The organism is Psychrobacter sp. PG1 (genome assembly GCF_014897815.1).
Classification (GTDB): domain Bacteria; phylum Pseudomonadota; class Gammaproteobacteria; order Pseudomonadales; family Moraxellaceae; genus Psychrobacter.
This window is the reverse complement of the sequence record NZ_JABUZG010000066.1, coordinates 22,566-41,334: the sequence shown is the minus strand read 5'-3', so window position 1 is coordinate 41,334 and position 18,769 is coordinate 22,566. Positions and strand designations below refer to the sequence as shown.

15 protein-coding genes are annotated in these 18,769 nt (G+C 43.7%); 3 read left to right on the top strand and 12 right to left on the bottom strand.

Translation table 11 applies throughout. The features are described 5' to 3' along the window. The first annotated feature begins 257 nt into the window (after positions 1-257). A complete protein-coding gene (locus tag INT03_RS10880) occupies positions 258-1,700 on the top strand; it encodes an APC family permease (RefSeq protein ID WP_060491417.1) in 1,443 nt (480 codons plus the stop codon). Positions 1,701-1,807: 107 nt separating this feature from the next. On the opposite strand, the gene INT03_RS10875 is transcribed toward INT03_RS10880, so the two are convergent. From INT03_RS10875 to INT03_RS10850, 6 genes are all read right to left on the bottom strand, one after another. Then, entirely contained in the window at positions 1,808-3,181 is a 1,374-nt protein-coding gene (locus tag INT03_RS10875) for an NAD-dependent succinate-semialdehyde dehydrogenase (protein ID WP_193008958.1), read from the bottom strand. An 83-nt stretch (positions 3,182-3,264) separates the two neighbouring features. Further along, complete coding sequence (gene aguA, locus INT03_RS10870) at positions 3,265-4,392, bottom strand: agmatine deiminase (protein WP_193008957.1); 1,128 nt, start codon at positions 4,390-4,392, stop codon at positions 3,265-3,267. Between the two features lie 52 nt (positions 4,393-4,444). After that, positions 4,445-5,317, bottom strand: a complete 873-nt coding sequence (gene aguB / locus INT03_RS10865) for an N-carbamoylputrescine amidase (protein WP_201555097.1) — start codon at positions 5,315-5,317, stop codon at positions 4,445-4,447. Between the two features lie 117 nt (positions 5,318-5,434). Beyond that, positions 5,435-6,928 (bottom strand): Na+/H+ antiporter NhaC family protein, encoded by a 1,494-nt coding sequence (locus INT03_RS10860; RefSeq protein WP_193008955.1) that lies wholly within the window; start codon positions 6,926-6,928, stop codon positions 5,435-5,437. A gap of 203 nt (positions 6,929-7,131) precedes the next feature. Further along, complete coding sequence (locus INT03_RS10855; RefSeq protein ID WP_226951684.1) at positions 7,132-8,508, bottom strand: NAD(P)/FAD-dependent oxidoreductase; 1,377 nt, start codon at positions 8,506-8,508, stop codon at positions 7,132-7,134. Between the two features lies 1 nt (position 8,509). Next, positions 8,510-9,853: a glutamine synthetase family protein gene (locus INT03_RS10850; protein WP_055123919.1), complete on the bottom strand. Its 1,344-nt coding sequence runs from the start codon at positions 9,851-9,853 to the stop codon at positions 8,510-8,512. Between the two features lie 479 nt (positions 9,854-10,332). On the opposite strand from INT03_RS10850, the gene INT03_RS10845 reads away from it, so the two are divergent. Together INT03_RS10845 and INT03_RS10840 are read left to right on the top strand one after the other, a co-directional pair. Beyond that, positions 10,333-11,073: a gamma-glutamyl-gamma-aminobutyrate hydrolase family protein gene (locus INT03_RS10845; RefSeq protein WP_193008954.1), complete on the top strand. Its 741-nt coding sequence runs from the start codon at positions 10,333-10,335 to the stop codon at positions 11,071-11,073. Next, the gene (locus INT03_RS10840) at positions 11,048-11,806 is read left to right on the top strand and encodes a cupin domain-containing protein (protein ID WP_060491410.1); all 759 of its coding nucleotides are present in this window, start codon (positions 11,048-11,050) and stop codon (positions 11,804-11,806) included. Before INT03_RS10845 ends, INT03_RS10840 begins: the two co-directional genes overlap by 26 nt. A 163-nt stretch (positions 11,807-11,969) precedes the next feature. Here INT03_RS10840 and INT03_RS10835 read toward each other — a convergent pair whose 3' ends face one another. The 6 genes from INT03_RS10835 to greA all read right to left on the bottom strand — a co-directional run bounded on the left by INT03_RS10835 (position 11,970) and on the right by greA (position 18,511). Beyond that, positions 11,970-13,319 (bottom strand): glycosyltransferase, encoded by a 1,350-nt coding sequence (locus INT03_RS10835; RefSeq protein WP_226951683.1) that lies wholly within the window; start codon positions 13,317-13,319, stop codon positions 11,970-11,972. 148 nt (positions 13,320-13,467) lie between these two features. Then, on the bottom strand, positions 13,468-14,340 hold the full coding sequence (locus tag INT03_RS10830; RefSeq protein WP_193008953.1) for a TIGR03915 family putative DNA repair protein: 873 nt from the start codon (positions 14,338-14,340) through the stop codon (positions 13,468-13,470). Positions 14,341-14,412: 72 nt separating this feature from the next. Further along, the gene (locus INT03_RS10825; protein WP_193008952.1) at positions 14,413-15,681 is read right to left on the bottom strand and encodes a putative DNA modification/repair radical SAM protein; all 1,269 of its coding nucleotides are present in this window, start codon (positions 15,679-15,681) and stop codon (positions 14,413-14,415) included. A gap of 119 nt (positions 15,682-15,800) precedes the next feature. Next, complete coding sequence (locus tag INT03_RS10820; RefSeq protein ID WP_193008951.1) at positions 15,801-16,415, bottom strand: hypothetical protein; 615 nt, start codon at positions 16,413-16,415, stop codon at positions 15,801-15,803. Positions 16,416-16,599: 184 nt separating this feature from the next. Beyond that, complete coding sequence (locus INT03_RS10815) at positions 16,600-17,532, bottom strand: hypothetical protein (RefSeq protein ID WP_226950265.1); 933 nt, start codon at positions 17,530-17,532, stop codon at positions 16,600-16,602. A 502-nt stretch (positions 17,533-18,034) separates the two neighbouring features. After that, a complete protein-coding gene (greA, locus tag INT03_RS10810) occupies positions 18,035-18,511 on the bottom strand; it encodes a transcription elongation factor GreA (protein ID WP_045445504.1) in 477 nt (158 codons plus the stop codon). Between the last annotated feature and the right edge of the window lie 258 nt (positions 18,512-18,769).

Sequence of the window (18,769 nt, the reverse complement as noted above, 5' to 3'; positions counted from 1 at the left end):
ATCTTGGTTAGAAGGCTATCTTTAATAGCACCGCAAGATTGCCCATATGGCACTCGCTTTGAGTACATTTTTTACAACGGCGCCTTGCAAGTCAAGACGCCGTTGCTGTTTGTACTATTTGAATATGAAACAAGTAGTGCCGAACAGCTTCGATCAAAAGGTATATATGATAATTATGATGGGTACTATCCCACTAAACAAAAGATAGTGTGACCGTCAAGGGTTAACACGGATGACACACAGACAAGGAGCAGGTTATGTCTGAATTAAAAAAATCGTTAGGGACGCTAGATATTATCGCCTTAGCATTCGGTGCTATGGTTGGTTGGGGCTGGGTAGTCTTGGCTGGTGGTTGGATTTTATCTGCGGGGACGTGGGGCGCAATGCTGGCGTTCTTGATAGGCGGTTTGGCAGTGATACTGATTGGTGTGACTTATGCCGAGCTTGCCGCATCGATGCCGATTACGGGCGGTGAGCATACCTATACGCATAGAGCGCTGGGGGTAAATGTCTCCTTTATCTGCTCATGGAGTATTCTATTTGGGTATTTTTCGGTGGTCGCGTTTGAGGCGGTTGCCTTGCCGACAGTCGTAGAGTATTTCATCCCCAATTACAATCAAGGGTATCTCTGGACCATCGCTGGTTGGGATGTTTATGCCACTTGGGTTGGTGTCGGGATGCTGGGTTCAGTCATCGTCACTTGGCTAAATATTCGCGGTATGGAAGTCAGTGCGTGGTTCCAAAAGACGGCCGTATTGGGCATCTTATTTGTGGGTACGCTGCTGTTCATTGGCGCAGTCATGTTTAATCCTGAAGGCTCAAACTCAGTACAAGCACCTGCATTCATCGGTGGTATTGGCGGTATGATGGCCGTTATTGTCATGGTGCCGTTTATGTTTGTCGGCTTTGACGTTATTCCGCAAGCGGCAGAAGAAATTGATCTAACTCGTCCTAATATTGGTAAATTTTTGATTTTATCGATTGTCGTTGCGGTAATGTGGTATGTGGGTATCGCTTGGAGTGTTGGCACGACCTTGCCACTCTTACAAGCCGAAAACTCAACGCTCGCCACTGCTGATGCGATGACCAATGCTTGGCATGGCAAGTGGGCAGGTATTTTATTAGTCATTGGCGGGGTACTTGGTATTTTATCAAGTTGGAATGCATTCTTGATTGGTGGTAGCCGCCTACTTTATGCCATGTCAAAAGCACGTATGTTGCCCGCATTTTTAAGCAAGCTACATCCAAAGTATAAGACGCCGTCGAATGCCATTTTATTGATTGGTGGTTTGGCGACACTAGCACCCTTGTTTGGTCGTAAAATGCTGGTGTGGATCGTAGATGCTGGTGGCTTTGGTATCGTTATTGCTTATACCTGTGTCGCTATCTCATTCTTAGTACTCCGCTACCGCGAGCCTGATATGGTACGTCCATTTAGAATACCAGCAGGTAAGCTCGTTGGCATGATCACGATTGCGCTAAGTTTTGGAATACTCATGCTGTATATGCCAGGTATGCCATCCGCACTAACCCCTATCGAGTGGTGGATTTTCTTTGGTTGGACGGTCTTAGGCATTGCGTTATATGGCTATGCAAGGGTGAAGTATCCGGGTATTAGCGAGTCAATTATGGCAGAAGAGTTACGTGAATTAAAAATCGTCAATCAATTATGGTTAAAAGACAATCCACCTAAGCAATAGTTTTTTCGATGGGTTATTTTTTAATAACCTCAACTTTAAAAAAAAGCCTAACAGCCAATGTTAGGCTTTTTTTATCTAAATGTCCCGTCCTGAAATTAAGTTGTCGATTACGACTTATCACGAATCAGTTTATAGTTTAAAAACTCAGTGATACCAAGGGTGCCAAGCTCGCGACCAAATCCTGAGCGTTTAACGCCGCCAAACGGGGTATTGGCTTCGCTACCAGAAGGCGCATTGATAGTGACCATACCGACTTCTAATTTGTCAGCAATCTCAGCGGCTAGCGCAGCATCTTGCGTTTGGATAGAAGCGCCAAGTCCGAAAGGCACATCATTAGCTATCTTGATGGCATGATCGATATCACAAGCTTTGTAGACGACTGCCACAGGACCAAATAGCTCCTCACGATAGACAGCCATGGACTCATCGACGTCTGTTAGTACCGCAGGCTTAAACCACGCACCCGGCTTGTCTTTGACCATGCCGCCTTCGACCAATACGGTTGCGCCTGCTTGAATGGCGCTATCGAGCTGTTCTTGCAAGTTAACTGCGGCTGCCTTTGAAGACATTGGACCAATGAAAGTGCCTTCATCAAGCGGATCAGCAAGTGTCATATTGCTTACGGCATTAGTAAACCCTTCAACGAATTTATCATACACAGATTCGACGACGATAAGGCGTTTGGCAGCATTACAGGCTTGTCCTGTATTGCCAAAACGACCAGAAATAGCCCCTTTTATAGCTTGTTCGATATCCGCATCAGCTGCAACGATAAAGGCGTCTGAACCGCCAAGCTCTAGCACGACTTTTTTCAGCGCGCCGCCTGCTATTTTAGCAACCGCTTGCCCAGCTCGCTCAGAGCCTGTTAGCGAAACGCCTTGTACGCGGCTGTCTTCGATGATAGTCGCTGCTTGCTCATTGGTGGCAAACACATTGTTATAGACACCCTCTGGTAAGCCAGCATCTTTTAGGATATCAGCGATGGCTTCTGCAGTCTTAGGACATTGCGGTGCATGCTTTAGAATAACGGTATTGCCTGCCATAAAGTTTGGCGCGACAAAACGTGCCACTTGATAGTGTGGGTAGTTCCACGGCATGATACCTAATAAAGCGCCCACAGGACGTTTTTCTACCGAAGCTGATCCTGAATCAACATCAATGGTACTAGGTGCTAGTAGCTGCTCAGCGTTGTCTGCATAATAGCGATAGATATCGGCAACTAGACCGATTTCACCTTTTGCTTGTGCAACGGGCTTGCCCATCTCATTGGCAACGATACGAGCCAGCTCGTCTTGACGTTCAAGATAAATATCGGCAATTTTATGAAGTATGGTACTGCGCTCATCCAATGAAACCTGACGCCAGTCTTGATAAGCGGTATCGGCTTGTGCAATAGCGTTCTGGATGTCCTGCTTAGTTGCCGTAGGGTAGGTGGCTTCTACTTCGCCAGTGGCTGGGTTATTAACTTGATAATCGCTCATAGCTATGTCCTTTTTTAAAATATTATTGGGTTCAAAATCCATTTGGGTCTATATTTTTATGCGTGTGTTTTTAATTGATGATTTTAGTTAATGCTTTTAATTGATGATTTTGGCTGCTGCTGAGTAATACAGTGAATATTACCACCGCCAAAGACAATCTCCTTTGTGCGTACTCCCACTACCTGATGCTGAGGAAATACTTTTTCAAGCTGCTCGATGGCTAATGAATCATTTTCATCATCATATTGCGGTACGATGATAGCCTCATTACAAATTAAAAAATTGGCATACGAGGCGATACAAACATCGCCAGTATGACGCGTCTTGGCATCGTCAGATTGTTCAATATCATAGTTCTCAGGTAAAGTAACAGGTTGCTTGGTACAGCAAAGCTTATGGACTTTTAGGCGGCGACCTTTGGCATCGGTCATATTTGAGAGCTGCTCATAGGCTTTTTGCGTTGCTTCATAAAATGGATGCTTAGGGTCGTCAGTAAACAAGCAAACCACTTCACCAGGGCGCGCAAAGCAGGCAATATCATCAATATGACCAGTGGTTTCGTCAGGATCGATACCGTCATCAATCCACAGTACTTTTTGTACATTGAGATAGGCTTTTAACGTGTCTTCAATTTGATCTTCGGTTAGGTGCGGGTTACGTCCAGGACTGAGCAAACACATACGTGTGGTCAGAACCGTGCCTTCACCATCGACATGAAATGCACCGCCTTCAATCACAAAGTCATCCGTTCGATAGCGTTTGATATCTAGATGGTCACACAAGCGTTCAGCCAGCTTATCATCGTCATCCCACGGCGAGTATAGCCCGTCATAGTCGCCGCCCCATGCATTGAATGTCCAATCACAAGCGCGTAGCTCACCTTTATCATTGATTAAAAATGTCGGCACAGTATCACGCGCCCACGCATCGTTGCTGGGCATGGATATGACTTCGATATTAGCAGGTAGACTATCGCGGCATGATTGATAATTATCAGGATTGACCAGTACGCCAACCTCACAAAATCTGTTGATTGCTAATGCGACATCAGCATAAGCTTTCTGAGCAGGAATGGCTTGCTGTCGCCAGTTATCAGCACGGTATGGCCATACCATCCATATTTTTTGTATAGGCTCAAATTCTGCTGGCATGTAAAAGCCGTCTTGCTGTGGTGTTGAGCCAGTGATTGATTGGTTCGGTAATAATGACATATAGAGCACCTTATTTGACGATAGCGCGAGTGATCTTGCTTGTTAACAAACTTTATCCATGAGTCAGCAACGTGCCATACATCGATGGACGACGATCACGGAAAACGCCCCATTGCTGACGTTCGATAGCCAGTTGATCTAAGTCAAAAGTCGTACTAAGTATCTGTTCTTTATCTTTAGATGCTTCTTGGATGATCTCACCGCGGCCATCCGTGATAAACGAGCCACCATAGAATTGCATGGTGCTGTCGTTGCCATTTTGGCTGATGGTTTCAGTGCCAATACGATTGGCTGCTACGACTGGCATGAGATTAGCGGCAGCATGACCTTGCATACAGCGTTGCCAATGACCTTTTGAGTCGATGTCCAATGTTGGCTCATCACCAATCGCAGTGGGATAAAACAGTATTTCTGCACCCATTAATGCCATGCTACGAGCACACTCAGGGAACCATTGATCCCAGCAAATACCGACACCGATTTTGGCATACTTGGTTTGCCAAACCTTGAATCCAGTATCGCCGGGGGTAAAGTAGAATTTTTCGGCATAAGGAATGCCATCTGGTATGTGCGTTTTACGATAAGTGCCAAGTATCTCGCCATCGGCATCAATCACGGTCACGCTATTAAAAAAGGTATTGCCTGATTTTTCATAAAAGCTAATCGGTAATACCACTTGCAGCTCTTTAGCCAACTGTTTGAAGTGATTGATGGCCGCATTATCTGCAACTGCGGTCGCAAGGGTAAAGTAATCAAAGTCATGAACTTGGCAGAAGTAAGGCGTCTCAAACAACTCTTGTAGCAAAATGATATTGGCACCCGCTTTGGCGGCTTTGGTGACCAAGTCAGTCGCAGTGGCAATATTTTGTTGTATATCCCAACCACATGCCATTTGAGTCGTAGCAACGGTAACATTGCGCATGATCTAAATCCTTATCGTATTTATTAGTGACTACCACATAAAAGGGCTGTTTTTATTGATTAACGAACCATCTCTCATTGCCCGTTAGTCAATGATTACAATAATAGCGCTAAGGTTGGCTTAAGCCATCATATAACCCAATCCTAAGAAGGTGACGACGGATAAAACCGCGCCGAGCATGGCATAGGGGAACTGGGTAAAGGCATGCTGCATGGGGGAGCAGCCAGCACCTTGCGCGGCAAGTAGCGATGAATCACTAAAGAAGCAAGCATGACTACCAAATGATGATGCTGATAACAATGCGCCAATCATAAGGGGAGTGCTAACGCCTAGTGCAATAGAGATTGGAAAGACAATCGGCATGGCAAGGACATACAGTCCCCAGCTTGATGATGTGGCAAAAGTTAAAAAAGCCATGACGGCAAAGATGACGGCAGGGAAAATAATAATCGTCATATAAGGCGTGATAGCTTCAATCACATATGAGGTCATGCCAAGCTCATCATTGATGGCTTTTAAGAAAAAACCGCCGATGACAGTTGAGAGCGGATAAAGCATGACTTTAAAGCCTTTAAAGATGGCTTCAACTTGCGTCTCAAAACTTAAAATGCCTTGCATCCAATAGACAACGACGGTCACAAAACAGGTCAATAATGCACCGCGTAATAGATCGATTTCGAAGTAGACCGTCGAGACAATTAACAAAATCATTGGGAAAGCGAAGTTTGCGATATTGGCTTTGAACGACAGCTTGCGTTTGGCTTGGACGTTTGAGACCAGTTGCTCTTCGACAAAGGCTTCAGGAACAGGATTACCCGCTTTGGCGCGTGCCTCGGCTTTTTTCATCGGACCCCAGTCACCTAAAATGCCATACGCGACCAAGAATACAATCAAAAGTGCAAACCAAGCATATGCCATATAAGGAATCGCGCTGATATAAAGCCCAATACCTTCACCATCGCCAGCCACGCCGTTTTCTTCTAAAAGACCGGCAAAGTAGACCGCCCAAGTAGAAATAGGCACGATAATACACATCGGTGCGGCAGTTGAATCGACGATATAAGCGAGCTTTTCACGAGAGACGTTATAGACGTCAGTGAGTTTTTTGACGGAGGTTGATACGGCTAGACAGTTTAAATAATCATCAATGAAAACCACCACGCCCAAAGCAAAGGTGGCCAACAATGACTGACGGCGCGACTTAATGATTTTTTGTAGCCATTCACTAAAGCCATCTAGACACCCACTAATCTCAAGCAGTTGAATGAGACCGCCCATCAGACCGCAGACGAGAACAATCCAAATAATGGTCTCATTACCCAGCACCATCGACATGTTGTCTGCAAAAGGGGAGACCAAATCAAAAGGATTGAGCATCACGAGGCCAGCGACACAGCCTGCGATCATGGATTCGAATGGTCGCCTAGAGACAATGGCAGTTACTAATACTAGTAATGTTGGTAGTAAAGATAAGGCGCCCCAAGATTGGTCTGGGGCACGGCTGGTAGATAGCCAAGCAAAAGCCAGATAGATGACGACGGCTACTATGACGGTGAGAAATACTCGCTTATTATGATACTGTCCTTCGACCGCATCATTGAGCTTCATGTTCATATTTACGCTCCCTGTAAAACCTCATTGTTTTTTTAAACAAGCTCTATTCTATGGTTGACGCACGATAGACAGTAGGACAGTAGCGAATCAATTGTCTATCGCGCCCTATCACAACAATCCGTTGCTATGATAGGTCACTGTAACGACCGCTTTTAAAATAAAAACACCTTATTCAATGTTTATTATTCAAAGTTTTTATGCGTTTACATGCCAGTGGTATCTTTTAGCGCATACCACCATGAGCCCATGACAGAGTAAGGGACTCGCAGCGCTCGACCACCTGGGAATGGAATCCAAGGAATTTGTGCAAAAGCATCGAACTCTTTGGTTTTACCATTGATGGCATCGGCTAATATTTGTCCAAATAGATGCGAGCCTGTCACGCCATGACCACTATAACCATGGGCGAAATATACTCGCTCATGTAGTTTGCCCATTTGTGGTACACGAGAAAAAGACAACGCAAAATTCCCACTCCACGCATAGTCAATTTTGACATCACGTAACTCTGGAAAAATCTTATTCATATTTGGTCTAATTTTAGCTGTGATGTCGGCGGGGTCTTGACCACCGTAGACTGTACCACCGCCAAATAACATGCGCTTGTCTGCTGAGAGGCGATAGTAATCCAAAATGTAGCGGACATCTTCGACACAAACATCGGTTGGCAGTAACTGGTCTGCTAAATCACCCAGCGGCTCGGTGGCGATAATTTGCGTCGATACAGGCATAACACGGTCAGTCAGTTTAGGGATGACTTTATTAAGATAGGCATTGCCGCATAGCACCGCTTGCTTACAAGTCACGGTGCCAAACTCGGTAATGATTTTGATAGCATCGTCAGCATACTCAATATCAACTACTAAGGTGTTTTCGTAAATGGTGCCGCCGCCTTGCTCAATGGCCGCTGCTTCACCTAGAGCAAGATTTAGTGGATGAAAGTGTCCACCAGAGTGATCGATGACCCCGCCCACATAAGCATCTGATTTTATATGCTCTTGGATACCGCGCTTATCGAGCATCTCTCTATCATGCATACCATGGCTCTCCCACAGTGCATGCGTTTCTTGCAAGTCTTTTAGCTGTCCATTATTCAATGCCGCAAAGATATTTTTTTCTTTGAGATCACAGCTGATATCGTAGTCTCTAACAAAACGACGAATGATTTTGCCACCGCGGGTCACGAGCTGACCGACGAAGTCTGCATTTTCTTGACCATAAGACTTTTTGATTTTTTGTAGGCTGGCATTTAGACCATTGACAATTTGACCACCATTACGCCCTGATGCGCCCCAACCAATTTGCGCGCCTTCAAGGATAACGACTTCATGATCCGTTTCAATGAGATGCAGGGCAGTGGATAAACCGCTATAGCCGCCGCCAACCACACAGATTTCCACTTGGATGTCATTTTTTAGCGTTGGTCTATCAGGCTTAGGATTACGACTGGCCGCATAATAGCTATCAGGATATTGCCCTTTGTCTGAATAATGCGGAATATTACGCGTGTTATTAGACGGCTGGTTTTGGTTCGTTGCTGTGTTGCCATTTAAATTGCTACTTGAGTTGCTATTTGACATATCAAACATCCTGTAAATAGGTGAGGTATTCAAGGTTGGTCACTTGCTGAGCAAAGCGTTTGGCTTCTTGCTTTTTAACCGCGATCAACAGCTCAATCATCTCGCTTGGGAACAGCGAATCAATCACATCACTGCTTTCAAATTTGCGGATGGCGGACAGCCAGTCAAGTGGCAAGGTCTTAAGTTCTGCTTCGTCGTAAGTAATACTATTAATGGGTTCTGGCGCTTCCAGCTTGTTTTCGATGCCATACAGCATACCTGCCAGTACCGCACTACAGACCAAATAAGGATTGGCGTCAGCGCCAGAGACACGGTGCTCGATACGGCGTGCTTTTGAGTCACCACCAGGGATACGTACTGCCGCCGTGCGGTTTTCATAACCCCATGACACATTGTTTGGTGCTAGCGTACCGGGTGTAAAGCGGCGATAAGAATTCACATGTGGGGCAAATAACAACGTGCAATCTGACATGGTTTTTAACAATCCGGCGACTGCATGGCGCAAGATATCTGAGCCTTCATCTGATCCATCATCAAAGACATTATTGCCGTCTTTATCTAATAAGCTGCAATGCACATGAAAACCATTCCCCGACTGCAGACCAAAAGGTTTTGCCATGAATGTCGCGGTGAGTTTACGGCGAGCAGCGACGGCCTTGACGACCTGTTTGAACAAAATCGCATCGTCAGCGGCTTTTAGTGGATCGTCTACGTGTAATAAATTAATCTCAAACTGACCACAGCCATTCTCTGCCAACGCGGCATCTGCTGGGATATCGAGCTTTTTGCACTGTGCATAAACTTCGTCTAAAAATTCATCGAATTGTAATAGATCATTGATGCTCAAAATTGAGGTTTTATTCAGTCTTAGCCCGCTTTTGGGGCGGATAGGTGGTCTTGGGGTTTCGCCTTCAGTGTAGTCAACCAAATAAAATTCCAGCTCAGTGGCCATCACTGGAGTCAAACCAAGCGCTTTGAATTTTTTGCTAATGTAATCCAAAACGTGTCTGGCATCACCGTAATAAGGTTCGTTGTTTTCTGTATAAAGCCAAACGGGCAATAGCGATGAAGGCGCACTGGTGTTGAGAAGTGGATAGGCGGCACGACCAGTAGGACGGGCAATGGCATCTATATCGCCATTACATTGAGAAGACTCGATGACATCAGCACCCCAAATATCAACGCCTAAGATAGATAAAGGCAATCGTATCGCACCGTTTTCAGCTTTTTCCATTTGATTGAAAGGGATGCGCTTACCACGAAGTAAGCCATTAATATCACCTGCCGCAACATAAACGTATTCTGTGTTGTTTGCAGATTCGACCATTCCATTGGTTGTCGTCATGTCTATTCTTCCTATGAATTTTTAGAATTACTGGGATTATTGTCGATACGGATACTGCTGGCGCATCGTCTTTTAGTGATCTTTATAACCAATGCTTGGTAAAACAGCGATTGATTACCTCTTATTTAAACAGTCTCTATGTTTCTCTTTGTATTTCTCTTTAGGTTTCTCAAAACTGATTTTATTAATAATATGAATTCTTTAGATTTCGCTGTTCTTAGCCCTTAACATCGAGATATAAACGTCAACCCTTGTTTAATGTCTCGCTGATGACTTCCAATATATGTGTGAAAAATATAGTTGTCAATTTTTATTTAAAATTATCTTAAATTAATGCATTTTTCCAATTTTATTATTAATATCGGCAATATTGAGATTTATAGTTTACATTTTATGAGATGCTGTGTTAAATTTTAGCTAAATAAAGGATTGAGCAATATAGACGATGAGGTCTATTTGTTATAACTAGGGAAGACGGTATGAAAAATTCTAGACCTATTATTGCTATTGTTTCTTGTCATAAGATGGTTGATGGGCAGCCAGCACAAGCGGTGTATCAAAAATATATCGATGCCGTGAATTTTTATGGTGGCAATCCCATACTGCTGCCAAATACTGCTGCCGATAGCGAAAACTTTGAGGCGCTACTGAATATCGCAGATGGGATTTTGTTAACGGGCAGTTATAGTAACGTGGCACCAACGCGTTATGGCGCGACGCATATCGAAGCGAAACAAGACTTGGGTCGTGATGAGCTGAGCTTTAAACTGTTGGATTATGCAGACAAGACTGGCATTCCATTACTAGCGGTTTGCCGAGGTTTGCAAGAGATGAATGTGCATTTTGGTGGCACGCTACATCCTGATTGGCGGGAAGTGGAGGGGTTTTATGAGCCACATTTAGAGGACAATACTCAGCCACTTGAAGTGCAGTATCAGCCAGTTCATGACGTGATTATTCAAGCAAATGGCAGGCTTGCCGCCTTTGGTGAAAAATGGCACGTTAACTCGCTACATAAACAAGCAATCCATAAAGTAGGCGCGCGTTTATTGGTTGAGGCTCTAGCGCCTGATGGTTTGGTCGAAGCCATCAGCTTGTTGCAACATCCATTTATGATTGGTGTACAATGGCATCCTGAGTTAAATTATGCACAAGACGACTTGTCCAAATTTCTATTCACGGAATTCATTCACTATGCCAGCAAACCCCAAACTGAATAGCACTACTGAAGGCAATGTAGACAATGCCAGCACTGACATTGATATTAATAACGGCATTGACGCTGATGTTGCCAGCGATAAAGCGGCTGATATCGATACAGATGACGACATCAGTGGTGATGATGAAGATGAGCTGACAGACTCTGAGACAGCGATGTCAGCCGAAAATGACGAGTCGCCAGAAGAGGATATAGGTAAAAAGATCAATCAGCTGCGTCTCGCAAAAGGCTACTCGCAACGTAAGCTTGCGAAATTGTCAGGATTAACCAATACTTCTATCAGCTCCATTGAGCGCAATAAAGTCAGTCCAGCAGTGAATACGCTAAAGGCAATTTTGGCGGTATTGGGTTCTGATTTAACCACGTTTTTTAGTGATGAATGGAAGGAACCAAAGGCGAGAGTTGTAGTAACGCCAAAGGATTTGTTGGAGCTGAGCGAACCGAGTAGCAGAGTGTCGCTAAGACAGGTATATAACTGTAGTACCACCAAGAATTTGGGTTTTTTGATTGAGGTGTATCAACCGAACAGCTCAACGGAAGAAAAAATCGCCCACGAAGGTGAAGAGATTGGCACCGTTATTGAAGGCAAGATTCTTATCCGTATCGATGAGACGACGTATCTATTAAACCAAGGTGATAGCTACGTGATTGATACCATTCGCCCGCATACTTTTATCAACCCTACTGATGGCGTGACTCGCATTGTTAGTGCGCACACCCCGACGACTTATTAGATGAGCATTTTAATAGCCATTTAAGTTGATGTTTAAATAACCATAGTGATTTCCCGCGCGGCTTCTAAAAATAGAAGCCGCGTTTTTTTGTATGAAATAATTCATTGTGAAAACACGCCCCAGCAAGCTGTTAGATATTAGCCTAAGTAACAAAGTGATAGGCTTACAGGTCTTTATGATTTTGAAGCGTGTCTGAGTCAGTAGGCGAATTTGAGGTACTCATCGCTTTAGGCTTTTCTTTGACAAGCTTTACTTTAGTTTGTTTATCGGCTGGTGCAAGCGCGACATAAGCAGACTCAGGCTTCTTACTAGTGGGCTTAGAGGATTTTTTTAGCGTCTTGTTAATTCTTTTGACAGCAGCGGCATCGCTTGCAGCTTGTTCCTCTGCGAGTGAGTCGTCATATAAACCTTGGTAGACAGCGAGGGTTTCTTCAATCATCTCACGCATGGTGAATTTATTGGTCATTTCAGGGCGTGTGATGCTTTCTAATTGATTTCTCACGGCTTTACATAGCGCATTGGCATTGTATTTTTTGACCAGCCCTTGAGGATATAGCGGTTGTAAAATCTCACTAAATGCGGCCTGATCCCAACCAATAACGGGTGTACCTAAATGAATCGCTTGTAAGGCGTTGATGCCGATTGATTCAGGCTCATTCGCAAGCGCCATGACGATATTGGCGGCTGAGAGCCATTCACGCATGTCATTACGTTTGCTGCCTACATAAGTAATGCGATCAGCCAACCCTAATGTATTAGTGCGTTGGCGGAAATCTTCATGCGCGACGTCACCATCTCTATAATCATCATCCATGATAATGACATGGATGTTAGGGAACTGCTCTTGCAAGTTGCCCAAAATATCAATCAGCCATTCCTGACCATATTCGTTGCCAATAATGGTTGGAAATACCAGCCACTTTTTATGCTCAAGCTCAGGATATTCAGCAAAAGTATGCCGCAACCAATAAACAGACGGATTATGACGATAAGGATAACGGCGCGTATCGATACCACGGTAGATGCGTTTGATGACTTTAGGGTCTGCATCTTCTCGGCGCAGGCCTTTTTTTAGATAATTGGTCACACTATCGGAGACGGTAATGATGGTATCGACATCAAGTAGGGCTTGAGAGTACTTATTGATCGGATAAAAACCATACATGGTTGACACTAGCTTTGGTATCCGCTTGACACGGGCGCGGCGCAATGCCAAATGCAGTATCCATGCAGGTGTGCGTGAGTGCACATGGATCACGTCAGGATCGTACTCTTCAATTAAACGCCGCAGCGCCGTGACTTGTAGTAACGACAGCCAAGACTTTTTATTCATGTGTAGCTGATGGTAGTTATTGCCATCACGCTTTAGACGTTTGACCAGATCATTATCTTCATCGGCGCTAGAGACGATGATGGAGGTATGGCCATTTTTGACCAATGCGCGCCCAAGATGAAAAATACCGCGCTCGGATTCATCATGCTTTAAAGACGACAATAAGCGCATAACTTTCATAATAGCGTCGGTCACCAAATAAGATATCAAGTGGCTATTGTCAGTTAAAAGCCGCCAAAACTCAACCGTCAAGATAAAAAGATAAGGTTATATGGTCGAGTTTCTAAGAGAGAGACGCATAAAGGCTTGAATCGAAGGATAAAAGTCATTAGCGACGTTTCTGTAAATGCTCAGCATTGAGCAGTACTTGCTTTTCGCTTAAGTATTTCCAATAGCGCTGCGGCAAGTATTGCTTATGCAAACGTAGGTTTTTACGCTCTTTGATGTTGACGTTAGTAAAGTAACCTTGCCAAAATTTTTGATAACGCTGCTCATCCTCGCTATGAATACTGGCAGGATTGCGCAGCACGGTATCATCTAAATCAGTGATAGTTTGCAAAGTCGCAGGTCGTGATGGCGTGCTTTGGCTCTTGTCATAATAAATGCCATAGCCACGGGATAAATCATAAATCGCCCAGTGTTGGTCTTGGTAGCGCTGACGAAAATGCTCGCCAATCAAAGGCAAGACATTAAAATCAGGCTCTACTCGCGCAAAATAGATATCGTCAGTGGTATGCTCAAAACGTACAAAGGCTTCCATACGATGCTTCTCACGACCAACAGACTTGACCGTTTGCACCAGCTCTAAAACATTAAGATTACCCAAATCCTCCATGATAGAGCGATTAGGGTAGTCAATGGCATATTTGACTACCTGAAATAAAATCGTACCGATATTGTCTTTTTCGGATAAAAATCCCCAGAGAATATTGCGCATACCTGAACGACCTAATAACTTATGCAGCTTGGTGAGTACGCGTTCGGCATTGTCTTCATCAGTAGTAACGCTAGTCGCTTGTGCGATTAATGAAGGTACATAGCAGTCTTGAGCGATTAACTGTAGAGCATCATCGTTTTGCAATTTATTGGCATAGACATAAAATACCGCACTCAGCCAACCCTCAAAACTTGGCTCATAAAGCACGATGCTGGGTGTTAAGTGACCGACAGTATAGTCGTGGCTTTGCAGCAGTTGTGACATCTATATTCCTATTTAAAATAGCTCCAATTAAAACCGTACTCATTAAAACCATGCTAATTAAAACCGCACTTATCAAAACAGCGCCATTTGCCCATTACGCTGGTCTTTATACTTGGTCTGCGTCTGTGCCAATACATATTGCCGGAAGTTATCACGCGTTAAATGCGCTAAATGTTCGTTCTTACCCGTCGTCGCGATAAAGTACTTAGCACGATTGACCGCTGCGCCCATTTTCTTCAAATGATAAAGTGTCAGTTGATTAAATTTGCGTGCTTTCACTATTTTTTTAGCCGTTTTGGTGCCGATACCGGGTATACGCACAATCATCTCATAAGTGGCGGTTTGAATATTAACCGGAAAATGCTCACGGTGGCGGATTGCCCAAGCAAGCTTTGGGTCGCAGTCTAAGTCTAAAAATGGCGAGTCAGGTTCAACGATTTCATGCGCACCAAAACCATAAAAACGCATTAGCCAATCGGCTTGGTACAGACGGTTTTCACGTGTCATCGGCACGGGTGTGCCAATCGCTGGCAAGCGGCTGTCGGACAACATCGGTACATAGCCAGAGTAGTAAACGCGCTTAAGATCGTACTGTTTATAAAAATGACTCGATAACTGAATTACTTGCAAGTCAGTCTCGTTACTCGCGCCAACAATCATCTGACTGGTCTGACCTGCTGGTACAAATTTCGGCGCTTTTTTATGCGTTTTACGGCTCTCTTTGATCGTAATAATTTCAGTTTTAACCGTTTCCATCGGTGCTTTTAATTCATCATGCGACTTCTCTGGGGCGAGTAAAGCCAAGCCAGATATCGTTGGAATCTCAATATTGACACTGAGACGATCGGCATACAATCCCGCTTCTAATAGCAGCTCTTTAGATGCACCCGGAATGGTCTTCAAATGGATATAGCCATTAAAGCGTTCACGTGTCCGCAATATCTTAGCGACCTCAACCAGTCGCTCCATCGTATAATCGCCACTTTTAAAGATACCTGAGCTCAGAAACAGCCCTTCGATATAGTTACGACGATAAAACTGTATGGTTAAATCAACGACTTCCTCGACGCTAAAAGCAGCGCGTGGGGTGTCATTACTTTTGCGTGAGGTGCAATAAGCGCAGTCGTAAATACAATGATTGGTTAAGAGGATTTTTAACAAGCTGACGCAGCGACCATCTTCAGTGTAGCTGTGACAAATACCAGTTGCAGAAGCATCGCCCAGACCACCGCCTTGGTTTTTGCGCGTACCAGCGGAGGATGAGCAAGAAACATCATATTTAGCAGCATCCGCTAAAATATTGAGCTTGCCTTGTAGTCGTTCATAATTGATGGTGGCCATAAGATTACCAATTCATTTATTGGCTATTATTTTAGCAAATTGACTTGTAAGTCACTGTAATTATTGAAGAAATATTGATTTCATGCGACAACTGTTGTCGTGCTACTTATGAGATTTTTTTAATTATGAGAGCAGGGGTTAGGCAACGTTTGAACCACTTCTTCTGAGAAGTATTCTTTGACAATGAGACGTCCTTTTTTATCAAACTCGACGTTGTACTTGGGGTAAGCTGCAAAAGCGTCTGGGTCATAGGTCGAAGGAAAATCGATTTCTTTATCTGAAAAAAATCGGCTAGCCGTCCATAATTGTTTATCATTATTATATCCAACGCTACACCGACTGTTTAGGTCAAAGGTGAAATAACGGCCAAAGTATTGCTCCTTGCCGCCACGACCAAATAGCATGTTAGCACCGCACGGATTGCCACAGCCGATATAGACATGATAAGTATCTTTATCGATTTTTTTGAGCGAAGTATGGTTCCAGCCGTAATGACCTATTCCATCCATAAGCACGGTTTCTATTACTTCGCCATTATTTAACGTTTCGCTTTTAAGGATATAACCATCATCGCAAAATTCATTATCGTTCTTAGTTATATATGCAGTACAAATTTTCGACATATAAAAGCTAGCGTCAAATTTTGGTTCGGCAGCTTCAGCCCAAGATATAGAACTAAAAATACAGCTATAAATAATAAAAACCAATGAATAGAGAGGAGTAAATTTATACATGTAAATAATGACCGGATATTTGTTTTGAGTTAATAGCACTATAGCAAAAGGTTGGTTGTTAAGGAATAAGGTACGCTCATCAAAAAGGTCTTGCTGACTAGGAAATTAGCCGGCAAGACCTTTTATTAATTTTAAGATTTATTAAATAACAATACTTTCAAATCTAAACTTTCAAATCTAATTTTTACTGAACCTTCGCACGTATAACAACCGTTTGCGGTGCGTTAGCAGGAAGATCTACCAAGTTCCATTTGAGTCCAGAGTAATTTTCCGTGATGACTACAGTATTGCCAACTTGTTGGATAGTCTGATAACTGTCGCCGCCTGTTGTCGCAAGCGTTGGTAGTGGGCTATTCAATGATACTAATTGCACGCCATTTGGCAGTGACACCATGGCATTGATGTCAGTGACGGGTTGTGCCGTGGTATTGGTATAAGTGGTGTGGTATTCGATGATGTCGCCAGGTGCGATATGGTTCGCAGGGACAGCCACTTCGCGACCATCTTTATTTTTTAATATTTTCATCACTTTGGTTTGTGCATTCACCACGTCAGGCGTACTAAAGGTCGGGGTCAGTTGCAGAGCATCTAAAGACGTAGATACTATTTGCGTCGTTGCAGGTTGGTTCGTTACTACGGTTGTCGTTGGCGTATTGATGACTGGCAATTGGGTAGCCGTCGTCACAGGCAATACTTGTGTCACGCTAGTCGTCGGCACGGCTATGACATCAACTTTGCTTGTTTGATTGGTGACTTGGTTAGTCACAGGTACGCTCGTAACCGTGGTGCTGCCTTGGGTGACGACCGTATTGCGTGGCACATTGGTTACTTGAGTCACCGCATAAGGCATGCCGTCTTGCATAGTGATGCCGTGTGGTGTCGCTGTAATGGTCGCGGTTTTACCGTCAGAATACTGCTCAACGACGGTAGTGCTACTACCCGCAGACGAAGTGATGGCGATTTCAGGCGCAGCATGTGCGGTAGATACCGTCAATAAAGCGCCTGCTAAAATTGTTGGAATAGCAGTGCTTATCATGCTTTTTTTGACGAGGCTGTGCTGGGTAAATGCCTTCTTATTTATAGTCAGTAACGCTGGCATATCGATGTGTATGGTCATAATAGATTCCTTTAAGATAACAGTAAATAAAGCCGCTAATGTAGTAGCAGAAAGCAAAGCGTAAAAAATAACGCTTAGAAAACAACAGCTAGAAAAGAAAAACCCCCGTCAAATGAGCATGTAAACCATGTCAAATAACGAGGGTAAAGATACTAATGATAGCCAACGTTCGCTATCTCTCCATCATTATTTTAGTCAGTTGCTAAGCACTGATGTCTAATGCTTATAATGAGACATTTGTAATAGTCACAAGGCTCAGTATCTATACTCGAACAATTATGCGCTAAAACAAACAGACTAAAAAAGCAGCGTTGTGTAACTTCTGCTCTATTCATAATGAGGTTGTGTACTGCTTTCTACGCTCATTTGCTAGGCGAATTGCCAGCTGATTCGCGTTAAAATACTGCTGTCATCAAAAGCTTTTTATTTATCAAAGAATTACCTATCAAAGGCTTTCTATCCAGATATTTATCCTATCCAGATATTTCTCAAATAAGGAAAATTAATCGTAAATCACTTTCATGATTTCGTATTCGACCACGCCTTTTGGCGTTTCAATACGTGCTTCATCGCCTTCAGACTTACCAATCAAACCACGTGCGATCGGTGAATTGACTGAGATTTTACCCGCTTTAAAGTCTGCTTCGTCATCACCAACGATTTTGTATTGTTTTTCTTCTCCGGTGTCCATGTTTTCGATAACGACGCTCACGCCGAATATCACACGACCATCTTTTGGTAATGTTGCAGGATCAATCACTTGCGCGCCGCCAAGTTTGGCTTCGATATCGCGAATACGCGCTTCACAAAAACCTTGCTGCTCACGAGCTGCATGATATTCAGCATTTTCTTTTAAATCGCCGTGTTCACGGGCTTCAGCGATAGAAGCAGTGATGCGTGGACGGTCGATACTTTTTAACTGTTTTAATTCGGCTTCTAGAGCCGCATGTCCTTGCGGAGTCATGGGATAACGTTGCATGTTTTTTCCTTAAACCAATAACACCACACCATCTCCTACTCTTAGTGAATAGTGAGATGGTGTCAGTGTTGTTGCAATGAGTATGTGAAGATATAAAAAGAATGAGGTTTAGACTGCGTAACAACTAAACACGCGCTTATTTGTGAGCATGGATACACTGACAAACAAGGCACTTTAACCTTACGTAATAAAAAGCATAGTCGCAGTTTAGCCACTATGCTTTTTAGGTCTATCTTTTTAAAACTTTATTTTTTTAAA

Excerpts from the sequence above, each read along its gene's own strand:
- INT03_RS10880 (WP_060491417.1), top strand. The coding sequence starts at position 258 with ATGTCTGAATTAAAAAAATCGTTAGGGACGCTAGATATTATCGCCTTA.
- INT03_RS10875 (WP_193008958.1), bottom strand. The coding sequence starts at position 3,181 with ATGAGCGATTATCAAGTTAATAACCCAGCCACTGGCGAAGTAGAAGCC.
- aguA (WP_193008957.1), bottom strand. The coding sequence starts at position 4,392 with ATGTCATTATTACCGAACCAATCAATCACTGGCTCAACACCACAGCAA.
- INT03_RS10860 (WP_193008955.1), bottom strand. The coding sequence starts at position 6,928 with ATGAACATGAAGCTCAATGATGCGGTCGAAGGACAGTATCATAATAAG.
- INT03_RS10855 (WP_226951684.1), bottom strand. The coding sequence starts at position 8,508 with ATGTCAAATAGCAACTCAAGTAGCAATTTAAATGGCAACACAGCAACG.
- INT03_RS10850 (WP_055123919.1), bottom strand. The coding sequence starts at position 9,853 with ATGACGACAACCAATGGAATGGTCGAATCTGCAAACAACACAGAATAC.
- INT03_RS10845 (WP_193008954.1), top strand. The coding sequence starts at position 10,333 with ATGAAAAATTCTAGACCTATTATTGCTATTGTTTCTTGTCATAAGATG.
- INT03_RS10840 (WP_060491410.1), top strand. The coding sequence starts at position 11,048 with ATGCCAGCAAACCCCAAACTGAATAGCACTACTGAAGGCAATGTAGAC.
- INT03_RS10835 (WP_226951683.1), bottom strand. The coding sequence starts at position 13,319 with ATGAAAGTTATGCGCTTATTGTCGTCTTTAAAGCATGATGAATCCGAG.
- INT03_RS10830 (WP_193008953.1), bottom strand. The coding sequence starts at position 14,340 with ATGTCACAACTGCTGCAAAGCCACGACTATACTGTCGGTCACTTAACA.
- INT03_RS10825 (WP_193008952.1), bottom strand. The coding sequence starts at position 15,681 with ATGGCCACCATCAATTATGAACGACTACAAGGCAAGCTCAATATTTTA.
- INT03_RS10820 (WP_193008951.1), bottom strand. The coding sequence starts at position 16,415 with ATGTATAAATTTACTCCTCTCTATTCATTGGTTTTTATTATTTATAGC.
- INT03_RS10815 (WP_226950265.1), bottom strand. The coding sequence starts at position 17,532 with ATGACCATACACATCGATATGCCAGCGTTACTGACTATAAATAAGAAG.
- greA (WP_045445504.1), bottom strand. The coding sequence starts at position 18,511 with ATGCAACGTTATCCCATGACTCCGCAAGGACATGCGGCTCTAGAAGCC.